Origin of the sequence: Salinibacterium sp. SWN139 (genome assembly GCF_015864625.1) — a bacterium.
Lineage (GTDB): Bacteria > Actinomycetota > Actinomycetes > Actinomycetales > Microbacteriaceae > Rhodoglobus.
Genome location: NZ_JADYWV010000003.1, coordinates 246,870 through 265,387 on the forward strand (window position 1 = coordinate 246,870; position 18,518 = coordinate 265,387).

Annotated in this window: 18 protein-coding genes and 1 tRNA gene; 6 read left to right on the forward strand and 13 right to left on the reverse strand. The window is 61.5% G+C overall.

All coding sequences use genetic code 11. From position 1 onward, the window contains the following. Positions 1-136: 136 nt before the first annotated feature. The gene (gene gndA / locus I6E74_RS11155) at positions 137-1,594 is read left to right on the forward strand and encodes an NADP-dependent phosphogluconate dehydrogenase (RefSeq protein WP_197126381.1); all 1,458 of its coding nucleotides are present in this window, start codon (positions 137-139) and stop codon (positions 1,592-1,594) included. Positions 1,595-1,689: 95 nt separating this feature from the next. Beyond that, complete coding sequence (locus tag I6E74_RS11160; protein WP_197125691.1) at positions 1,690-2,061, forward strand: hypothetical protein; 372 nt, start codon at positions 1,690-1,692, stop codon at positions 2,059-2,061. On the opposite strand, the gene I6E74_RS11165 is transcribed toward I6E74_RS11160, so the two are convergent. The 5 genes from I6E74_RS11165 to I6E74_RS11185 form a co-directional block, all read right to left on the reverse strand. Then, the gene (locus I6E74_RS11165) at positions 2,058-3,761 is read right to left on the reverse strand and encodes a long-chain-fatty-acid--CoA ligase (protein ID WP_197125693.1); all 1,704 of its coding nucleotides are present in this window, start codon (positions 3,759-3,761) and stop codon (positions 2,058-2,060) included. The two genes, I6E74_RS11160 and I6E74_RS11165, sit on opposite strands and share 4 nt — an antisense overlap. Before the next feature lie 65 nt (positions 3,762-3,826). Continuing rightward, a complete protein-coding gene (locus tag I6E74_RS11170) occupies positions 3,827-4,804 on the reverse strand; it encodes a ribose-phosphate diphosphokinase (RefSeq protein WP_197125695.1) in 978 nt (325 codons plus the stop codon). Between the two features lie 40 nt (positions 4,805-4,844). After that, positions 4,845-6,281, reverse strand: a complete 1,437-nt coding sequence (gene glmU / locus I6E74_RS11175) for a bifunctional UDP-N-acetylglucosamine diphosphorylase/glucosamine-1-phosphate N-acetyltransferase GlmU (RefSeq protein WP_197125697.1) — start codon at positions 6,279-6,281, stop codon at positions 4,845-4,847. A gap of 95 nt (positions 6,282-6,376) precedes the next feature. After that, a complete protein-coding gene (locus tag I6E74_RS11180) occupies positions 6,377-6,712 on the reverse strand; it encodes a hypothetical protein (protein ID WP_197125699.1) in 336 nt (111 codons plus the stop codon). 309 nt (positions 6,713-7,021) lie between these two features. Beyond that, positions 7,022-7,093 (reverse strand) — tRNA-Gln (locus tag I6E74_RS11185). 149 nt (positions 7,094-7,242) lie between these two features. On the opposite strand from I6E74_RS11185, the gene I6E74_RS11190 reads away from it, so the two are divergent. Next, on the forward strand, positions 7,243-7,734 hold the full coding sequence (locus I6E74_RS11190; protein ID WP_197107535.1) for a MarR family winged helix-turn-helix transcriptional regulator: 492 nt from the start codon (positions 7,243-7,245) through the stop codon (positions 7,732-7,734). Continuing rightward, positions 7,727-8,812, forward strand: a complete 1,086-nt coding sequence (locus tag I6E74_RS11195; RefSeq protein WP_197125701.1) for a YeiH family protein — start codon at positions 7,727-7,729, stop codon at positions 8,810-8,812. The genes I6E74_RS11190 and I6E74_RS11195 overlap by 8 nt, the downstream gene beginning before the upstream one ends. 87 nt (positions 8,813-8,899) lie before the next feature. Here the strand turns inward: I6E74_RS11195 and I6E74_RS11200 are convergent, their stop codons facing one another. Together I6E74_RS11200 and I6E74_RS11205 are read right to left on the reverse strand one after the other, a co-directional pair. Further along, positions 8,900-9,403 (reverse strand): DoxX family membrane protein, encoded by a 504-nt coding sequence (locus I6E74_RS11200; protein ID WP_197125703.1) that lies wholly within the window; start codon positions 9,401-9,403, stop codon positions 8,900-8,902. Continuing rightward, positions 9,400-9,843 carry a DM13 domain-containing protein gene (locus I6E74_RS11205; RefSeq protein WP_197125705.1) on the reverse strand — a complete coding sequence of 148 codons (444 nt, stop codon included), beginning with the start codon at positions 9,841-9,843 and terminating at the stop codon, positions 9,400-9,402. Before I6E74_RS11205 ends, I6E74_RS11200 begins: the two co-directional genes overlap by 4 nt. Before the next feature lie 162 nt (positions 9,844-10,005). Here I6E74_RS11205 and I6E74_RS11210 point away from each other — a divergent pair, with 162 nt between their 5' ends. Together I6E74_RS11210 and I6E74_RS11215 are read left to right on the forward strand one after the other, a co-directional pair. Further along, on the forward strand, positions 10,006-10,704 hold the full coding sequence (locus tag I6E74_RS11210; protein ID WP_197125707.1) for a response regulator transcription factor: 699 nt from the start codon (positions 10,006-10,008) through the stop codon (positions 10,702-10,704). Continuing rightward, positions 10,701-11,849, forward strand: a complete 1,149-nt coding sequence (locus I6E74_RS11215; protein ID WP_197125709.1) for a cell wall metabolism sensor histidine kinase WalK — start codon at positions 10,701-10,703, stop codon at positions 11,847-11,849. The genes I6E74_RS11210 and I6E74_RS11215 overlap by 4 nt, the downstream gene beginning before the upstream one ends. Here the strand turns inward: I6E74_RS11215 and I6E74_RS11220 are convergent. The 6 genes from I6E74_RS11220 to metG form a co-directional block, all read right to left on the reverse strand. Next, a complete protein-coding gene (locus I6E74_RS11220; protein ID WP_197125711.1) occupies positions 11,846-13,678 on the reverse strand; it encodes an ABC-F family ATP-binding cassette domain-containing protein in 1,833 nt (610 codons plus the stop codon). The two genes, I6E74_RS11215 and I6E74_RS11220, sit on opposite strands and share 4 nt — an antisense overlap. A 19-nt stretch (positions 13,679-13,697) precedes the next feature. Beyond that, positions 13,698-14,636: a 4-(cytidine 5'-diphospho)-2-C-methyl-D-erythritol kinase gene (locus tag I6E74_RS11225; RefSeq protein WP_197125713.1), complete on the reverse strand. Its 939-nt coding sequence runs from the start codon at positions 14,634-14,636 to the stop codon at positions 13,698-13,700. A gap of 97 nt (positions 14,637-14,733) precedes the next feature. Then, entirely contained in the window at positions 14,734-14,961 is a 228-nt protein-coding gene (locus tag I6E74_RS11230) for a 4-diphosphocytidyl-2C-methyl-D-erythritol kinase (RefSeq protein WP_197125715.1), read from the reverse strand. Between the two features lie 43 nt (positions 14,962-15,004). Next, a complete protein-coding gene (rsmA, locus tag I6E74_RS11235) occupies positions 15,005-15,835 on the reverse strand; it encodes a 16S rRNA (adenine(1518)-N(6)/adenine(1519)-N(6))-dimethyltransferase RsmA (RefSeq protein ID WP_197125717.1) in 831 nt (276 codons plus the stop codon). Next, entirely contained in the window at positions 15,832-16,755 is a 924-nt protein-coding gene (locus tag I6E74_RS11240) for a TatD family hydrolase (RefSeq protein ID WP_197125718.1), read from the reverse strand. Before I6E74_RS11240 ends, rsmA begins: the two co-directional genes overlap by 4 nt. After that, a complete protein-coding gene (metG, locus tag I6E74_RS11245) occupies positions 16,752-18,332 on the reverse strand; it encodes a methionine--tRNA ligase (RefSeq protein WP_197125720.1) in 1,581 nt (526 codons plus the stop codon). The genes I6E74_RS11240 and metG overlap by 4 nt, the downstream gene beginning before the upstream one ends. Positions 18,333-18,518: the final 186 nt, after the last annotated feature.

Sequence of the window (18,518 nt, forward strand, 5' to 3'; positions counted from 1 at the left end):
CGTGGCTTCCCCGCGGCCGCGAGCCTGAATGGATGCCGCGAGCCTGCTGCGCGGCGTGCCCTAGGCTTGATGATTGGGCCAACCAGTCGCGCTGCATCGGCCCACCACTTTGTCCCAGAGTCAAGGAGTGAACGATATGACCGCTGCTGAGCAAGCATCCGCAAACATTGGCGTAGTAGGGCTCGCAGTTATGGGCTCGAACCTCGCCCGCAACCTCGCGAGCCGCGAAGGCAACACCGTTGCCATCTACAACCGCTCCTACTCGAAGACCGAGACGCTGCTCACCGAGCACCCCGAAGCTCACTTCGTTCCGGCATCCACCTATCAAGAATTTGCGGCGTCGCTGTCGAAGCCACGAACCGCGATCATCATGGTTCAGGCCGGCAAGGGCACGGATGCCGTGATTGACGCTCTGACCGAAGCTTTCGAGCCCGGCGACATCATCGTCGACGGCGGCAACGCGCTCTTCACCGACACTATCCGTCGCGAGAAGGCAGTGCGCGAGACCGGCATCAACTTCGTCGGCGCCGGTATCTCCGGTGGCGAAGAGGGTGCGCTGCTCGGCCCGTCGATCATGCCTGGCGGTTCCGCTGAAGCATGGGAGACCCTCGGCCCGATCCTCAAGTCGATCGCCGCTGTTGCCGAAGGCGAGCCCTGCGTCACTCACGTCGGCACCGATGGTGCTGGCCACTTCGTCAAGATGATCCACAACGGCATCGAATACGCCGACATGCAGCTCATCGCCGAGGCCTACGACCTCATCCGCCACGGCACCGGAGCCACCCCCGCCGAGATCGCTGACATTTTCGCCGAATGGAACAAGGGCGAGCTCGAGAGCTACCTCATCGAGATCACCGCTGAAGTTCTGCGTCAGGTCGATGCCAAGACCGACAAGCCACTCGTGGATGTCATCCTCGACCAGGCCGGTTCCAAGGGCACCGGCGTGTGGACAGTGCAGACCGCACTCAACCTCGGAGTCCCCGTCTCGGGCATCGCCGAAGCTGTGTTCGCTCGCGCTGTCTCCTCGAAGCCCGCCCAGCGCGCGGCCGCCAGCGCCCTGCCCGGCCCGAGCTCGGTGCCTGCCGTCGAAGACAAGGCCGCGTTCATCGAAGATGTTCGCCAAGCTCTCTACGCCTCGAAGATCATTGCGTACAGCCAGGGCTTCGACGCGATCGTCGCCGGCGCTGAAGAATACAACTGGGACATCAAGAAGGGCGAGATCGCCAAGATCTGGCGCGGTGGTTGCATCATCCGTGCACGCTTCCTGAACCGCATCACCGAGGCGTACGCCGAAAACCCGGGCCTCGTTGCCCTCGTTACCGCGCCGTACTTCACCGACGCGATGGCAGGCACGCAGGATTCCTGGCGTCGTGTTGTGGGTGGCGCTGCCGCTGCCGGCATCCCCACCCCGGCATTCTCCTCGTCGCTCGCCTACTACGACAGCCTGCGTGCACCGCGCCTTCCTGCTGCCCTTGTTCAGGGTCAGCGTGACTTCTTCGGCGCTCACACCTACAAGCGCGTCGACATGGATGGCACCTTCCACACCCTGTGGTCGGGCGATCGCAGCGAGATCGAAGCGACCGACTCGCACTAATCGAGATGGCGGCGAACCTTGGGTTCGCCGCCATTCGTGTCTTAACTCGGCGACAGTAGCGTCGTCACCACCTGCAAGTGACAGAATGGCCAACGATGAGCACCTCTGATGAGCACCCCGAGCTCGACGGTTACGAGCCGCACAACGAACGACCGTTGCGCTCGCGCACGTTCGTGTGGGTGATGCGTGTTGTTGTCGTCTTAGGACTTATCGGGCTCGTGGTTCCGGGCATCGTGTCTGCTGCCGCTACTGCCGACAACACAGCCAATCGCACGTGCGCGACCTACGTGCAATATCTGGCGCCCCAAGCGGTGTCGTACTCAGTGCGCTTCGAGCTCACGGGCGATGGCGATCCCGGCTGGAAATGCTACGCAATCGCGTTCAACGGAGGCGAAACCTTGCTTCGTTCGCTTGGCCTGATCCCCGGGCCTGCCGTTATTCCGACAAACCCGGCCGATAACACCTAACGGTCGGCGAGGAGTTCGTCGCGAACCTGACGACGCAATACCTTGCCAATGAGGGACCGCGGAAGATCGTCGACGCTCACAATGGTTTTGGGAACCTTGTAGGCCGAAAGATGCTCGCGCAGGAAGCTGCGCACGGCCTCTTGGTCAAGGCTTGCGCCCTGAGCGAGAACGACGGCCGCAGCAACATCTTCACCGCTGTGCGTGCTCGGGAGCCCCACTACGGCAGCATCCGCGATCGACGGATGACGGCGCAGCGCTTCTTCGACCTCGCTCGGTGCAACATTGAATCCACCCGTGATGATGAGCTCTTTGATGCGGTCAACGATGGTGACGAAACCATCGGCATCCACCGTGACGATATCGCCGGTGCGGAACCAGTCTTTGCCGTCGTCGATCGCAGGCGTGAAGACTTCAGCGGTCTCGTCAGGCTTGCCCCAGTAACCGGAGAACACCTGTGGGCCGCGAACGATGAGCTCACCCTCCTCCCCCAGCGCGCGATCAACGGTGGGGTTATCTGGATCGACGACACGGATTTCGGTGTTGGGCAAAGGCAATCCGACGGTGCCAGCGCGTCGTGTGGGACCGACGGGGTTGGCGATAAGGATCGGGCTGGTCTCCGAGAGGCCGTAGCCCTCAACCAGCGTGCCGCCGGTGCGTTCTTCCCACGGCTCGACGACGGTGGCTGACAGCGGCATCGCACCAGAAATGGCGACCTCAATACCTTTGAGCGAGACACCGGCAGCGTCTGCTGCGGCAGTGAGTCGCGCGTAAATCGGCGGGACGGCGGGGAAGAACGTCGCGGGACGCTTTTTCACGACCGCAAGCACAAGGTCAGGATCAAATTTAGGGAACAGAACGAGCCGCGCACCGATGCTCGTCGTAAACGTCAAGCAAAGCGTGAGTCCGTAGGCGTGGAACATCGGTAACACCGCATAAACGACGGAGGTTCCCCGCGGCACTGCCGGCACCCAAGCACGGGCCTGCGCAGCATTGGTAAGCAGGTTGAGGTGCGTGAGCATGGCGCCCTTAGGGAAGCCAGTCGTGCCACTCGTGTATTGGATGAGCGCGAGGTCGTCTGACACGGGACGCACGATGTGCGCGTCGATCGGGTCGGACTTGAGCAGATCGTGCCACGTGATCGTTCCACGCACGTTCGTGGTGAGCGCAGCGCGTGATTCTCGCGCTTTCGCGATCGGCAGTCGCAGCAGCGCGCGAGTCGTGAGGCGCATCGCTCGGGGAACATCGACCGAAATGATGGTCTCGAGCGCGAGGTCATCCGGAAAATCTTGCAGAGTTTCTACCGCATTGTTCCAAGCGATAACGACGCGGGCACCGTGATCTTCGAACTGGTGACGAAGTTCACGCGCGGTGTAGAGCGGGTTGTGCTCGACGACGATCGCGCCGAGACGCAATACCGCATAGAACGCAGCAACGTGTTGGGGGCAGTTGGGCAGCACGAGAGCAACCCGGTCGCCCTTCTGCACGCCGAGGAGGCGAAGGCCTTCCGCAGCGCGGTCGATCTGATCGCCAAGTTCTTCGTAGGTCGTTTCTTTACCAAAAAATTCCAGCGCGACGCTGCGTGGGTACTCAGCGATAGTGGCCTCGACCAGATCGTAAAGTGATCCGTCGGGGAGCGGAATTTCTTGGGGTACACCGTCGGCATAGCTCGTAAGCCAGGGGCGGTCGGACAACGCAGTCATACGTTAACTGTATGCCTGTGAGGCGCACTCAAAAAACATGTGCACAGGCCAAATGCTGGGATTGCTTAGGCAGCACCGTCGAACATCGAGGTGACCGATCCGTCATCGAAGACTTCGTGGATGGCGCGGGCCAGCAACGGGGCGATCGGCAGAATCGTGAGCGTGGGGAACCGCTTGTGTTCCGGCACCGGCAACGTGTCGGTGACAACCACGGAGTCGATGAACTCGCTCTGCAGAATGGTGGGAGCGGGGTCGGAGAAGATGGCGTGGGTTGCGGCAACAACAACCTTGAGGGCACCCGCACGCTTGAGCGCTTCGGCTGCCTTCACGATGGTTCCCCCGGTGTCGATCATGTCGTCAACGAGCAGGCACACGCGACCATCAACATCACCGACGATGTCGTGAACGGTGACCTTGTTGGGCACGAGGGGGTCGCGGCGCTTGTGGATGATCGCCAGCGGTGCGCCGAGCTTGTCGCTCCAGATATCGGCAACGCGCACGCGGCCCATGTCGGGGCTCACCACGGTGAGGGTGGAGGGATCGAGCAGCTTCTGGAAGTGCTCAAGCAACACGGGCATAGCGAAAAGGTGGTCGACGGGGCCGTCGAAGAAGCCCTGGATCTGAGCGGCGTGAAGGTCAACGCTCATGATGCGATCGGCGCCGGCAGCCTTGTAGAGGTCCGCAATCAGTCGAGCGCTGATCGGCTCGCGACCGCGGCCCTTCTTGTCTTGACGGGCGTAGGGATAGAAAGGCGAGACGACGGTGATGCGCTTGGCAGAAGCGCGCTTGAGGGCATCCACCATGATCAGCTGTTCCATGAGCCACTCGTTGATGGGCTCGGTGTGCGACTGGATGACGAACGCATCGCAGCCACGAACACTTTCGTCGTAGCGGGCGTAGATTTCGCCGTTCGCAAAGGTGCGGGCATCGGTGGGAACCAGATCGCTGCCGAGCTCTTCAGCAATGTCGAGCGCAAGCTGGGGGTGAGCTCGACCGGAGACGAGTACGAGTCGCTTCTGACCGGAGATTTTTATGCTGGCCACGTGGGGACTCGCTCTCTGCCGCGGTTACGGCGTACTTCGGTCAGGCGTCGTTATCGTCGTGTGCTGCGGCAGCTGCCTGAGCCGCTGCAGTACCCGCCCGATTGGTTTCAACCCAGCCACTGATATTGCGCTGCGGAGCGACGTTGATTGCCAGAGACCCCGCCGGTACATCTTTTCGGATGACCGACCCGGCTCCGGTATACGCTCCATCAGCAATTCTAACCGGAGCAACGAAGACGTTGTGCGACCCAGTTCTCACGTGGGAGCCAACTACCGTGCGGCTCTTGTTCACTCCGTCGTAATTTGCCGTGATTGTTCCGGCACCAACATTGGACTGAACGCCCACTTCGGTGTCACCGATGTAGCTGAGGTGAGGCACCTTGCTTCCCTCACCAATCGTGGAGTTCTTGGTCTCTACGAAGGTTCCGATCTTGCCGCCGACGCCCAGCTTGGTGTTGGGGCGAAGGTAAGCAAACGGGCCAACGGAGGCGTTTGCTCCGATCACGCTGAGGGTGGCATCCGTGCGCTTCACGACAGCATTCTCGCCAACCTCACAGTCAACGAGCGTCGTGTCTGGGCCAATAATGGCGCCGGATTGAACGAGCGTTGCGCCCTTGAGTTGGGTGCCGGGCAGAATTTCGACGTCGGGGTTGAGCGTGACATCCGCATCGATCCAGGTCGTGGCGGGGTCTTCGATCGTCACGCCCGCACGTTGCCATTTCTGCACAATGAGCTCGTTCATGCGGCGAGCGGCCTCGGCCAGTTGCACGCGGTCGTTGACCCCGGCGACCATCCAGCCGGCGGTTACGGGCATTGCGGCAACCGTGGCGCCGACGCCCCGCAGTAGACCGACAACATCGGTGATGTACTTTTCCGCCTGGGCGTTGTCGGTCGTGAGACGCACGAGTTGCTCGCGCAGCGGGCCGACCCGGAACGCATACGTGCCCGAGTTGATCTCAGTGATCGAAAGCTCGTCAGCGTTCGCATCTTTCTGCTCCACAATGCGATCGAGGCCGCCCTGAGCATCACGCACTACGCGGCCATAGCCGGTGGCGTCATCGAGAATCGCGGACAGCACGGTAGCTGCGGCAGACTGTGCGCGGTGCTGCTCGAGCAGCGCCGCGAGGGTGGCCGAATCGAGAAGCGGTACGTCACCGCTGACGACAACGACATCCCCGTCGAAGTCGGCAGGCAAAGAATCGACAGCGACCTCAACGGCACGACCAGTGCCGGCGACATCGTCTTGATCAACGATCAGGATGTCGGGCATGAGCTCGGTGAGGCTCGCCACCACTTCGTCGCGCTGGTGGCGCACGACGGCAATCACGTGCTCAGGGTTCAGCTCACGAGCGACAGCCACAACGTGCCCAATGAGTTCGCGACCGGCAAGGCGGTGCAACACTTTGGGCTTAGCGGACTTCATGCGGGTGCCTTGGCCGGCGGCGAGAACAATGACGGCGAGTTTGTGTTCGGTCATAGACCTATTCTGCCCTGAATGAGCGGCGCTCAAAGCGCGTGCCCAGAACTCAGGAAGAACAAGGTTGAGGCGAGAGATTCTTCTGGCTCGTGCGGTTAGCGGTTCAAGCTGTCCTCATAGGCAGCGGCTGCAGCGGCGAGCTCCTCCGATTCCACGAATGGATCATCCGGAATCAGGTAAGGACGATCAATGCTTGTGCCGTTTGAACAGACATAGTCGTCGTGCCAGTCGTCGTTATAAGTCGGGTCCGAGATACAGAGCCATCCCCCGCTCGCTTCGCTTTCGGCGGCTTGTTGATCTGCGGAGTTTTCGGCTTCGGTGTGAAGCAGCTCTTGAGACGATTGATCGTCGTCTTGGCTGTCGAAATAGGACGAACATCCCGCGAGCGCGAGCACAGCCACGACTAGGACAGCTACAGAGCGGCGATACATTGGCGGCAAAGCCTCTCGGATTTAAGCGGTTAACGAGTCAGGAATCATCCAGAGATTACAGCGGCAATCAGACATCAGCTAGTCCCCAACTTAGGGTTCAGCGCAGGTCGCGCAACACCCCAAACGCAAGCTCTGAAGCAGCCGAATACACGGTCCTCGACCGGACAAGCGCCAAAGGCCGGACCAGTCTGAGAAAGCAAAAAGCCGGAACCTCGACGCTACGTCGGGTTCCGGCTTTTTCTTTGCCCTGAAATCCCTCTAAAAGGGTTTCGACAATAAGAACGCTTGGGTTTTCAGAACCTCTTACAGCTCCGCCTCTAGGATTCGAACCTAGACTGGACAGCTCCAAAGGCTGCCGTGCTGCCATTACACCAAAGCGGACCGCACCCGAAGGCGCTAACCAATTCTGCCATGTCATTGGCCCTCTGTCGTGCACCTAGCCCGATTCGGAGGTTTCGCACACGGTTTTGGGGGCCATCCCGACGGCTTGGCTGCACACATCCGTGTCGTGAAACTGGGATAATGACCGGATGCCCCAACGCGACGAAGTCGACCGAATTGTCGAAGCGTGGTCCCGCGAGCGTCCTGATCTCGACTTTGCGCCGCTGCATGTTCTCAGCCGGGTTGGTCGCCTCGCCAAGCACTTGGAGCGCGCCCGTCGGTCGGCGTTCGCTGTGGCGGGCGTAGAGCCGTGGGAGTTTGATGTGTTGTCGGCGCTGCGCAAAGCCGGCGCCCCGTACCAATTGAGCCCCACCGCTCTCGTGCAGCAGACGATGGTGTCGAGCGGAACCATGACAAATCGCATTGATCGTATGGTCTCGCGCGGTCTCGTTCAACGTCGTACCGACCCCAATGATGGTCGTGGTGTGATTGTGAGAATGACGGCGAGCGGTCGCGAAAGTGTTGATGGCGCCATTACTTCCTTGGTTCACGACGAAACAGCCTTGCTGGCGCGCATGTCTCCCGCGGAACAAGAACGATTGAGCGGACTGCTCAGAAAGTTGAGCCTCGACGGTGAATAGCCCCCCTACGCAAACCGCATTCCGACGCAACATTCCCGGACTGGGGTTGGCACTAGGGGCATTCGGGCTCGCACTACTGATCAGTTTTCTTGTGCCGGCGATCCCCACGCTCACGGCGTGCGTCGTGCTCGGCATCCTGTTCACCGCACTGCCCTGGCGCAACTCCGTACGCGCGGAGATGAAGCCAGGCCTCACCATTGCGGCCCGTCGCCTGCTTCGCATCGGTGTGGTGCTATTGGGGTTCAAGCTGAGCCTTGTGAGCATTGCTGAGCTCGGCTGGTTGGTGCTCGGCATGATTGTGGCGATCGTTGTCATCACCTTCTTCTTCACCTGGGGCTTGGGACGGATGCTGCGCCTCCCCGGTCAGCAGCCGCTGATGATTGCGGCCGGATTCTCCATCTGTGGCGCCTCCGCTGTTGGCGCAATGGCCGGGATGACGCGCGCGAAAGAATCTGACACCGCTACTCCGGTAGCCCTTGTCACCCTGTGCGGAACCCTCGCCATCGCCCTACTGCCCGCGCTGCGCCCCCTCATCGGTCTGGATACCGCCGAGTTCGGGATGTGGGTGGGAGCGAGTGTGCACGATGTGGGCCAGGTTGTGGCCACAGCCCAAATCGCAGGCGCAACAGCCCTCGCCGTTGCTGTCGTGGTGAAGCTCACTCGCGTCGCAATGCTGGCGCCGATGGTTGCGCTTGCCGGGATTGTTGTTGCTCGCGGCGATCGCAAGGCCGCGGCCGCCGCCGATGCGGCGGGCACTCTGGAAGCAGAATCTGTCGATGTGAAGCCAGCGAAGCGCCCCGCGATCCTGCCGCTCTTCGTGGTCGGATTCCTCGCTGCTGTGCTGGTGCGCACCTTCGTTCCGCTCTCAGACAGCTTTCTTGAGGTTGCGTCCTACGGCCAAGAGCTCCTGCTCGGCATGGCTCTCTTCGGACTCGGTGCCGCGATCAGTATTGGCAACCTCATCCGCACCGGTGGCCGTTCGCTCGTTGTCGCCCTCGTCTCGTGGGCGTTCATCGCACTCATCTCCCTCGGTGCTGTCGAGATCGCCCGTGCCGCAGGAGTCGCGGCCCTCGGCTAGCTCTGCTGCCTGCACGCGAAACGGCCCGTAACTCGCACAATGCGAGCAACGGGCCGTGAGCGATATCTCGTGGATCGTCGATGCCGGCTAGAGCCAGCGTCGAACGGGCGCTGCGAACAAGCGAGATTCTGGCTTCTTGCGAAGTACGAGCTTCTCGATAATGGTGGTGACCGAGATTCGCGATGCGCTGACCACGAACGCCGCGACAACGACCGAGAGGGCCAGCATGATCGGGTACTCCTCGATCAGCTGATCGGCTGACCAGTACGACAGAAGCGTCACTGCGCTCATAAGGACGGCGGGGAAGGTCAGCACGCCCAAGATCAGCGCGATTCCCAGCCCGACTTCGAGAGCGGGGATGGCCCAGCCAAAGAAGCCGGGGGCGCCACCGAGGAAAGTAGCGGTAAACGCCTCGAAGCCATCTGCCACCCGATTATTGGATGCTGTGCTTTGAACGACAAGGCCGATGTCGGCTCCGTCGAATCCTGCCTTGATTTTGAAGAGACCTTCGTTCAACCACAGGATGCCGAGGCCCACCCTCGCCGCTCCCGTGATCACGGAAGCGACGAGGGAAAGCGCACGATTCATCATGAGAGCGATGCTGATCCGAAGATTGCCTTGACCTTGTCGCAATAGATGACGACGGTGTCGTAGCCGGAGATATCCATGGCGTCGAAGGTGAAGGTCTGGCTGGCTTCGTCGAACACGACGGAGTCGATCTGCATGCCGGCTGCTACGGCATCCTCGTCGTTGCCGTTCGTGAGATAGATGTTGAGGTCGGGGCCCTCATCAGAGGAATAGCCCGAGAGTACGATCTCAATGTCGCTGACAGTGACGGTTCCTTCGACGGAGTGTTCGCCAGCGCCCTCGAAGGTTCCTGTGACCTCTTCGTGCATCATCTCAGTCTCAGTCTCGGACGACTCCGGGGCTGCGGACTCACTGCTCGATGTGTCGGTGGCTGCACCGCTGCAGGCACTGAGCATGAGGGAGAGAGCGAGAATGGCTGCGGCTGAAATAGCTGTTTTTCTCATGAGGGAGTTCCTAAGTTCGTGTGTTTATGGAGGAAGCCAGCCGGTCTACACCCTGCTGACGGTTACGAACCTAAGTCGCGGTGTCCCTGAAACTGACGAATGTTTCAAGAGCGTAAGAATTGAAACCCGTTATGCCACAACCGCTCAATCTAGGCTGGGGTTATGGACAAACAGCCGAGCGTCACGATCGTCGAGGACGACGCCACCGTGCTCTCGGTCGTCACCGAATTTCTGCGCGCACGTGGATATTCCGTTACCGGCATTAGCGATGGCCTCCAAGCCCGCGATGCCCTGCGCGGGCCATTGCCCGATGTGCTCATCCTCGATCGGATGCTGCCCGGTGTCGGCGGCGACGAACTATGCCGCCAAGCGCGTGCGGCATCCCCGCAACTGCCCATCATCATGCTGACTGCTCTGGATGCCGTTGAAGAACGCATCGATGGTCTCGAACACGGTGCTGACGACTACATCGCAAAACCCTTCTCGCTGCGCGAATTGCAGCTGCGGGTGGACGCGATGGTGCGTCGTACGCGCAGCTCGCACGTGTCATCCGAACCGTTCGCCCTCGGGCAGTTTCGGGTTGATCCAGCGCATCGCAAGATCTTGCTCGACGGCCACGAAATGACGTTGACCACCCGCGAATACGAGCTCTTTCTCTTTCTGTTGCAGAACCCCGAACGCGTGCTGAGCCGCGACGATATTTTGCGCGAGGTCTGGGGCTGGAGCTTTGGCGAGGCATCCACCGTCACGGTGCACGTTCGCCGCCTGCGCGAAAAGATTGAACCCGAACCGCGATTTCCCCGCTACCTCCTCACGGAGTGGGGCAAGGGGTACCGCTTCACTGTGAAGGATGCCGCATGATCCTCAACTCCAGCGAGCTGCTCTTCATTCTCGCCATTGCTGCCGCCTGCACGGCCTTTGTGATGCTGATGGCAACGCTCGTGCTGCGCCTCGGCCGCCGTCGCTCGATTGCATTCCAGTTCACCATTGTGGTGAGCGCAGCGATCGTGTCGATCGCGCTCACGACCGTGGTGGTGACCGCCCAAATGTATCTCTCGGCCCACGATCTGCAGGTTGTGCTCTGGGTCGTCGGAATCTCCACCCTCATGAGTCTTATCGCGGCCCTCGTGAGCGGACGGGCCGTTCGTCGGGAGTTCACAAAACTGCGCCACAGCGTCGCTCAAGTTGGTGCTGGCGCTGTTGTGACCGCCAATACCAACACCTGGAAAGAGGTCGCTGAAGTATCGGTGCAGTTGTCGGCAGCGTCCGAACGCCTCGCTGCCGCCCGTGAGGAAATCGCTCGCCTCGATGCGTCGCGCCGCCAATTCTTCGCCTGGATCTCGCACGACCTCCGCACTCCCCTCACCGGCATCAGCGCTCTCGCCGAAGCCTTGGATGCGGGCGCGGTTGATGACCCGAGCGACTACCTGCGCCAGATTCGCGCCCAAGTTGGCACGATGAACCGGCTCGTGGATGATCTCTTCGAGCTCTCGCTCATCCAGAGCGGCACCCTCAAGCTCCGCCCCGAGAACGTTGAGCTGCTCGATATTGTGTCGGATGCCGTTGCCGACGTCAGCCAGCTGGCTGCGGCCCGCGGCATCCAGATCAGCCATGCCGGTGTGGAGGGGCGGATGCTCTGGGCCGACCCCCACGAGCTCACTCGCGTCGTGGTGAATCTGCTCACCAACAGCATCCGCTATGCGCCCGCCGATTCGCAAATTCTGGTGAGTGCCGACCAGCGCGACGATACGAGCCTCGTGCTTTCGGTGCTCGATCAGGGCAGCGGTGTGGCCAGCGAAGACCTCAGCCACATGTTTGAGATCGGCTGGCGTGCCACCGAAGCCCGCACTCCCGATCAGGAGTCGAGCGGATCAGGCGGTGCAGGACTCGGGCTCGCGATTGTGCGCGGCATCGTGGAAGCACACGGTGGCGGCGTGAACGCCGAGAACGGCCCCGAGGGGTTCCGCCTCAACGTCGCGCTACCGATCGGTGTGGCAGCTCGCTAAGAGAGTAGTTCGTCGAGTTCGAGCCAGCGGGTCTCGACAGTGTCGAGCGCCTCTTGCAGCGCCTGTTGCTCGCCGACGAGGGCACCCAAACCAGCAAAGTCTGACTGGTCATGAGCGGCCATGCGCTGGTGAAGTTCAGCGATCTGCCCCTGCAGCTTGGCGATCTTGCGACCGGCAGCAGCGTGCTCCTTTTGCGAGTTGCGCAGTTCAGCACCGCCCAACTTGGGCTTCGCTTTGGCGGCCGTGGCATCCGGAGCACCAGCGGCAGCGCCGCTAGCGCCCGTGGAGCCCTTGAGCTGCTGCGTGCGCAATTCGAGGTACTGGTCAACACCGCGCGGCAGGTGGCGGAAGCTGCCCTCCATCACGGCATACTGCTGGTCGGTGACGCGCTCGAGCAAGTACCGGTCGTGGCTGACAACCAGCAGCGTTCCCGGGTAGGTGTCGAGGAGGTCTTCGATGGCCGCAAGCATGTCGGTGTCGAGGTCGTTAGTGGGCTCATCCAGAATCAGAACGTTCGGCTCCGAAAGCAAAATGAGCAGCAACTGCAGGCGACGCTTCTGCCCACCCGAGAGGTCTTTCACCGGGGTGGAGAGCTGCGTGCTTGTGAAACCAACGCGCTCCAGCATCTGGGTCGGCGTCATTTCTTTGCCGCCCGTGACATAGGTGCTCTTGTGGCGACCAATGACCGTGCTGACGCGCTCGTTCCAAATGTCTTCGAGCTCGGCAAGCTGCTGGGTGAGCGTGGCGACCTTGATGGTCTTACCGCGCTTGACGCGACCCTTGGTGGGCAACAGGGTTCCCGAGACGAGCGACAACAGGGTCGACTTTCCGGCGCCGTTGACGCCGAGGATGCCGGTGCGCTCACCAGGAGCGATGCGCCACGTGACATCCTTCAGCACGGTCTTCTCGCCCGAGGCTCCGGAGGCAGGATCCGTGACCTGATAGGTGACCGTAACGTCTTCGAGGTCAACAACATCCTTGCCGAGACGCTGCATTGCCATCGACGACAGCGAAACGCTATCGCGGGCGGGCGGCTCGTTTTCAATCAAATCATTCGCCGCATCAATACGGAACTTCGGCTTCGTTGTGCGCGCGGGAGCACCGCGGCGCAACCACGCCAACTCTTTGCGCATGAGGTTCTGACGCTTCGACTCGGAGGCGGCTGCCATGCGGTCACGCTCAACACGCTGCAGAATGTAGGCCGCATAGCCGCCCTCGAAGGGCTCAATCAGACGATCGTGCACCTCCCACGTTGCGGTACAAATCTCATCGAGGAACCACCGGTCGTGAGTGACGACCAGCAACCCACCGGCGTTAGTGCCCCAGCGGCGCTTGAGATGGTTCGCAAGCCACGAGATACCTTCGACGTCGAGGTGGTTAGTGGGCTCATCCAAGAAGATGACATCCCAGTCGCCAATCAGCAGCGCAGCGAGAGCAACACGGCGGCGCTGACCACCGGAGAGGTCGCCAACTTTGGCTTCCCACGGGATGTCAGCAGCAAGTCCGGCAATAACGTCGCGAACCTTGGGGTCGCCCGCCCACACGTGCTCATCGATGTCACCGATGACGGTCTCGTGCACGGTCTTGGTGCCATCGAGTTCATCGGCCTGATCGAGCATGCCGAGAGTGACGCCGTTGCGCCTGGTTACTCGCCCCTCATCGGGGTCGAGCTTGCCCGAGAGCATCCGCATAAGGGTGGTTTTGCCGTCACCGTTGCGACCGACGATGCCGATACGGTCGCCCTCGTCGAGGCCGATCGTGACATTGTCAAAGATTACGCGGGTCGGAAATTCAAGATGAAGGGACTCAGCGCCAAGAAGGTGTGCCATTCGGGCAAGCCTAGCCGGGTTAGTCGGTAATGATTCGCGCGCCGTGAACCGGACCGGTCGCGCGAACGACATTCATTTGCGCTGCGCTCAGCGCAATCTGCAGTTCGAGGGCTGAATCGAGGTCTGCGGTGAGGAACGCGACCGTGGGGCCCGAGCCCGAAACGACGCCAGCGAGGGCACCGTTTTTCTCACCGAGTTCGATCACACCGGCGAGCGACGGCGCCATTTTGAGGGCGGGAGCCTGCAAGTCATTGTGGAGGCATTCGGCAAGCATGTGCGGGTCGCCGGCACGCAGCGCCTGCAGAACATCGGAGTCGACCGAGGGCGCTACTTCGGCCGGAAAAATGTCTTGCGCATACTGCTGACGGTGCTCGTCGAGAGCGGTATAAACGGCGGGCGTTGACAGCCCCTCGTCTGACAGGGCCAGCACCCACTGAAACTGGCCCTTGGCGAGGGCAGCGCTGAGCTGGTCACCACGGCCCGTTCCGATGGCGGTTCCGCCGGTGAGCGCGAAGGGCACGTCGGCGCCCAATTCAGAAGCGAGGCCGAGCATTTCTTCGCGAGAGATGTTCGTGCCCCAGAGCGCGTCACACGCCAAGAGGGTTGCTGCGGCATCCGCCGAGCCTCCGCCCATGCCACCCGTGACGGGCACATGCTTGTCGATCTCAAGCCGAACGCCACCGCGGTAGCCGGTGCGACGGGCAAGAAGCCGCGCTGCCATGATGGCGATGTTGGAGCCGTCGGTGGGCACACGAGAAAGATCGACGGTGCCGGTAACCGACACCGAAAAGTCGTCGGCGTGAAAAGCGCGCACATCTTCACACAGCGAAACAGCCTGATAGGCAATGGCGACGTCGTGATATCCGTCGTCGAGCAGGGAGCCGACCTTGAGGAAGACATTGATCTTGCCGGGGGCACGAGCGTGAACCATTGTGGAGGCTGCCGGGACGGTAGTCATGATTCAAACTTACCTTGTGGAACGTACCGGTCTGTGCGCGGGGTGGGGATAACGGGCCTCCACCAAAAATTGTGAAGCTCTCGTTACCCTGGTGAAATTACTTCGAAATGTGGAGTCCGCGAACCGCCGCATAGCGCGCGGTAACCGACTCTGCCCACTCGGTGCTCACGTGAGCGGCATTGGCTTCGAACCAGCTGCGAAATTCGGCGTGCTGCCATTTGGTCGCGCCCGCCATATCGAGAAAGGCGAACCACTCATCGGGATGCCGCCCCGTTCCTTCCAGAACGTCACGGTCACTGGGGGCGCTGTTCGTTGCTTCCGACATGAGGTAAACCTACCGTCGTTCGGCACCAAACGGAATGGCTGCGCTACGCAGCGCGGGCGATAGCAAGGAAATCGTGCACCGTGAGCTCCTCGCCCCGAGCCGTCGGCGCGACACCCGCCGCAATGAGACGGTCGGAGGCAGCAGTCGAGCTGCCCAACAGACTCGAGAGCGACTGACGCAACATTTTGCGACGCTGCTGGAAGGCGGCATCCACAAGCGCGAAGGTGGCTTTGCGTTCTTCGATCGTGCCGGGCTGTTCGCGGCGTTCGAAGCGCACGAGCACAGAGTCGACGTTGGGCACAGGCCAGAACACTTGACGGCTCACGAGGCCGGCCGTAGAGAACTCGCCGTACCAGGCAGCCTTGATGCTCGGCGAACCATAAACCTTGCTGCCGGGGCCTGCCGCGACACGGTTGCCCACTTCGGCCTGCACCATGACGAGACCACGGTCGAGCGAATCGAAGTGCTCCAAGAAGTGCAGCAACACCGGCACTGACACGTTGTACGGCAGGTTAGCGACGAAAACACGGGGTTCGTCGGGCAGTTCGGTGACGCGCAACGCATCGTCGGTGATGACCGTGAGCTGAGCATTCGGCTGCATCTGGCTGACCGTAATCGGCAACTGGGCGGCCAAGCGCTTATCGATTTCGACGGCGACGACGGATGCCCCGGTCTCGAGCAACCCGAGCGTGAGTGATCCCAGCCCTGGCCCGACCTCGACCACCGTCTCACCCGAGACGACGTGCGCGGCCTTCACAATGCGGCGCACCGTGTTGGGATCAATGACAAAGTTTTGGCCCAACTTCTTGGTGGGCTGGATGCCGAGCAGATCAGCGAGATCGCGGATCTCGGCGGGACCGAGCAAAGTATTCATCGCGTGCCTGCATTCTCGGGAAGTTCGGTGTCCCACGAGCCATAAACGGCCTCCGTGGTGGCGGCCAGCTGAGCCGAAAGCTCGAGCTCGGTGATCTCGAGGTGAGCCGCCATTGCGCGCACCGTGTACGGCATCAGGTAGGGAGCATTCGGCCGCCCGCGCAGCGGATGCGGTGTGAGGTACGGGGCGTCGGTCTCGACCATGATGCGGTCGAGATCGATCACCGAGAGCGCTTCGCGAAGGTTGGCCGCGTTCTTGAATGTGACCGTGCCCGCGAATGACAAAAACCAGCCGTTATCGGCGGCAATGCGCGCCATCGCCGCATCGCCCGAGAAGCAGTGGAAGACGGTTCGTTCGGGAGCACCGACGCGCAGCAGCGTCTCGATGACCTCGTCATGGGCGTCGCGATCGTGAATCTGCAGCGCAAGGCCGTGCCGCTTGGCAATCGCAATGTGCTCTTCAAAAGAACGGAATTGCGCGGGGCGGCCCGCGTCATCCGTACGGAAAAAGTCGAGACCCGTTTCGCCGATGGCACGCACGCGTGGAAGCGCGGCGAGTTCGTCAATGACGGCGAGCGCGGCATCCAACTCCCCTGCTGCGTCGAGTTCGGGAGCATCGTTCGGGTGAATCGCTACCGCGGCGAGAACCTGAGGGTTGGTGGCAGCGAGCTCAGCCGACCATCGACTCGTCGCCACATCGGTGCCAACCTGCACGACGCCACGCACACCGACCGAGGCTGCGCGCGCGAGGTGCTCGGTGAAGTCGAGCGCTCCGTCGGGCCCGCCGTCAGCAATCTCAAGGTGGGTGTGGTTGTCGTAAACAAGGCCTTCGAGAGGCTCGGGCAGCGGCGGATACTGCGTCTTCTCAGAGGCCTTCTCGTCGGCGCTGCGATGACGCTGCCTAATGAACGGTTCGGTCACGCCGTGCCGCTCTCGGCATCCACTTCGATGCGCGGGAACAGCGACGATTCGAGCGCGGTCACGCGACCAGTGTTCGACCAGTTCGTGGCATCGTCGATGCGCTGCTCGCGCAGTTCACCAACACCACCAATGGCCTGCCACAGCTTTTCAGTTGCCTTCGGCAGCACCGGCGACAACAGAATCGCTAGAGTGCCCAGACCGTTAACGGTGGTGGCCAGCACAGTGCCGAGACGCTCGCGGTTGGCGGGGTCTTTCGACAGCGCCCACGGCTCTTGCTCGGTGATGTACCCGTTGAGTTCATCCACGAGCTCCCAGACCGAGGCCAGCGCTTCGTTGATCGCAAATTTGTCGATGAAGGCATTCGACTGCTCGGTCGCACGCTTCTGCGTAGCAATAATCGCTTCGTCGGATGCCGTGAGCTCACCGAGCGTCGGAATTTCACCATCGAAGTACTTATTCACCATCGCAATGACACGCGAGGCGAGGTTGCCGAAGCCGTTGGCCAGCTCTGACTGGTAGCGCGCACTCAGGTCTTCCCAGCTGAAGGAGCCATCTTGGCCGAAGGTGATGGCGCTCATGAAGTAGTAGCGGAACGCATCCGAACCGAACGTGTCGGTGATTTGGCTCGGAGCAATACCGGTGAGCTTCGACTTGGACATCTTCTCGCCACCGACGAGCAACCAGCCGTGGCCGAAGACAGCGCGGGGCACGGGCAGGCCGGCAGCCATGAGCATGGCGGGCCAGATAACGGCGTGGAAGCGAGCGATGTCTTTTCCGACGAGTTGCACGGCAGGCCAGCGTTTCGCGAACTGCTCGTCGTCGACGCCATAGCCGATGGCGCTCACGTAGTTGAGCAGGGCGTCGAACCAGACATACACGACGTGGGTTTCATCCCACGGAACCTTGACACCCCAGTCGAAGCTGGAACGCGAAATGGAGAGGTCGTCGAGCCCCTGCTTCACGAACTGCACGATTTCGTTGCGCACGCTCGCGGGCTGCACGAAGTCGGGCTGGCTTTCGTAAAGATCGAGCAGCTTCTGCCCGAAGTCGCTCATGCGGAAGAAGTAGTTCTTCTCTTTGAGGATTTCAACGGGGCGCGAGTGGATCGCACACACCAGTTGGCCTTTGTATTCTCCGTCGGCGGCCGTGACGAGGTCGTCGAGCTGCTTGTACTCTTCGCAGCCAACGCAGTAGTAGCCCTCGTATTCGCCGGCATAAATGTGGCCGTCGTCATAGAGGCGCTGCAGGAAGGTCGAGACCGCCTTCTCGTGGCGCTCATCGGTCGTGCGAATGAAGTCATCGTTGGCGATGTCGATCGTCTCGAGCAGCGGCTGCCAGGAGTCGGCGACGAGACGGTCGGCCCACTCTTGCGGAGTCGTGTTGTTCGCGACGGCGGTGCGCAGAATCTTTTGACCGTGCTCATCGGTGCCCGTGAGCAACCAGGCGTCTTCACCCCGCTGACGGTGCCAGCGCGCGAGAACATCGGCGGCCACCTCCGTGTAGGCGTGCCCAATGTGGGGAACGTCGTTCACATAGAAAATGGGCGTCGCAATATAGAAGGAGTCGCCGGCAGACATGCCCCTATTCTATTCGCCTGTGTCGGTCCGTTACGCCGAGCGCGCTCTGAGCGCAGCGGTGACGGGCCGAGATCACGTCGGGAGTCGGATGCACCGCTCCCCCGATGTGGGAACGTGTGGTTTTTTCTGCATTTGTGTTGCATTGCCCCGCTAACAGGCGTAGCCTCGCAGAAACGCAGTCGGGTG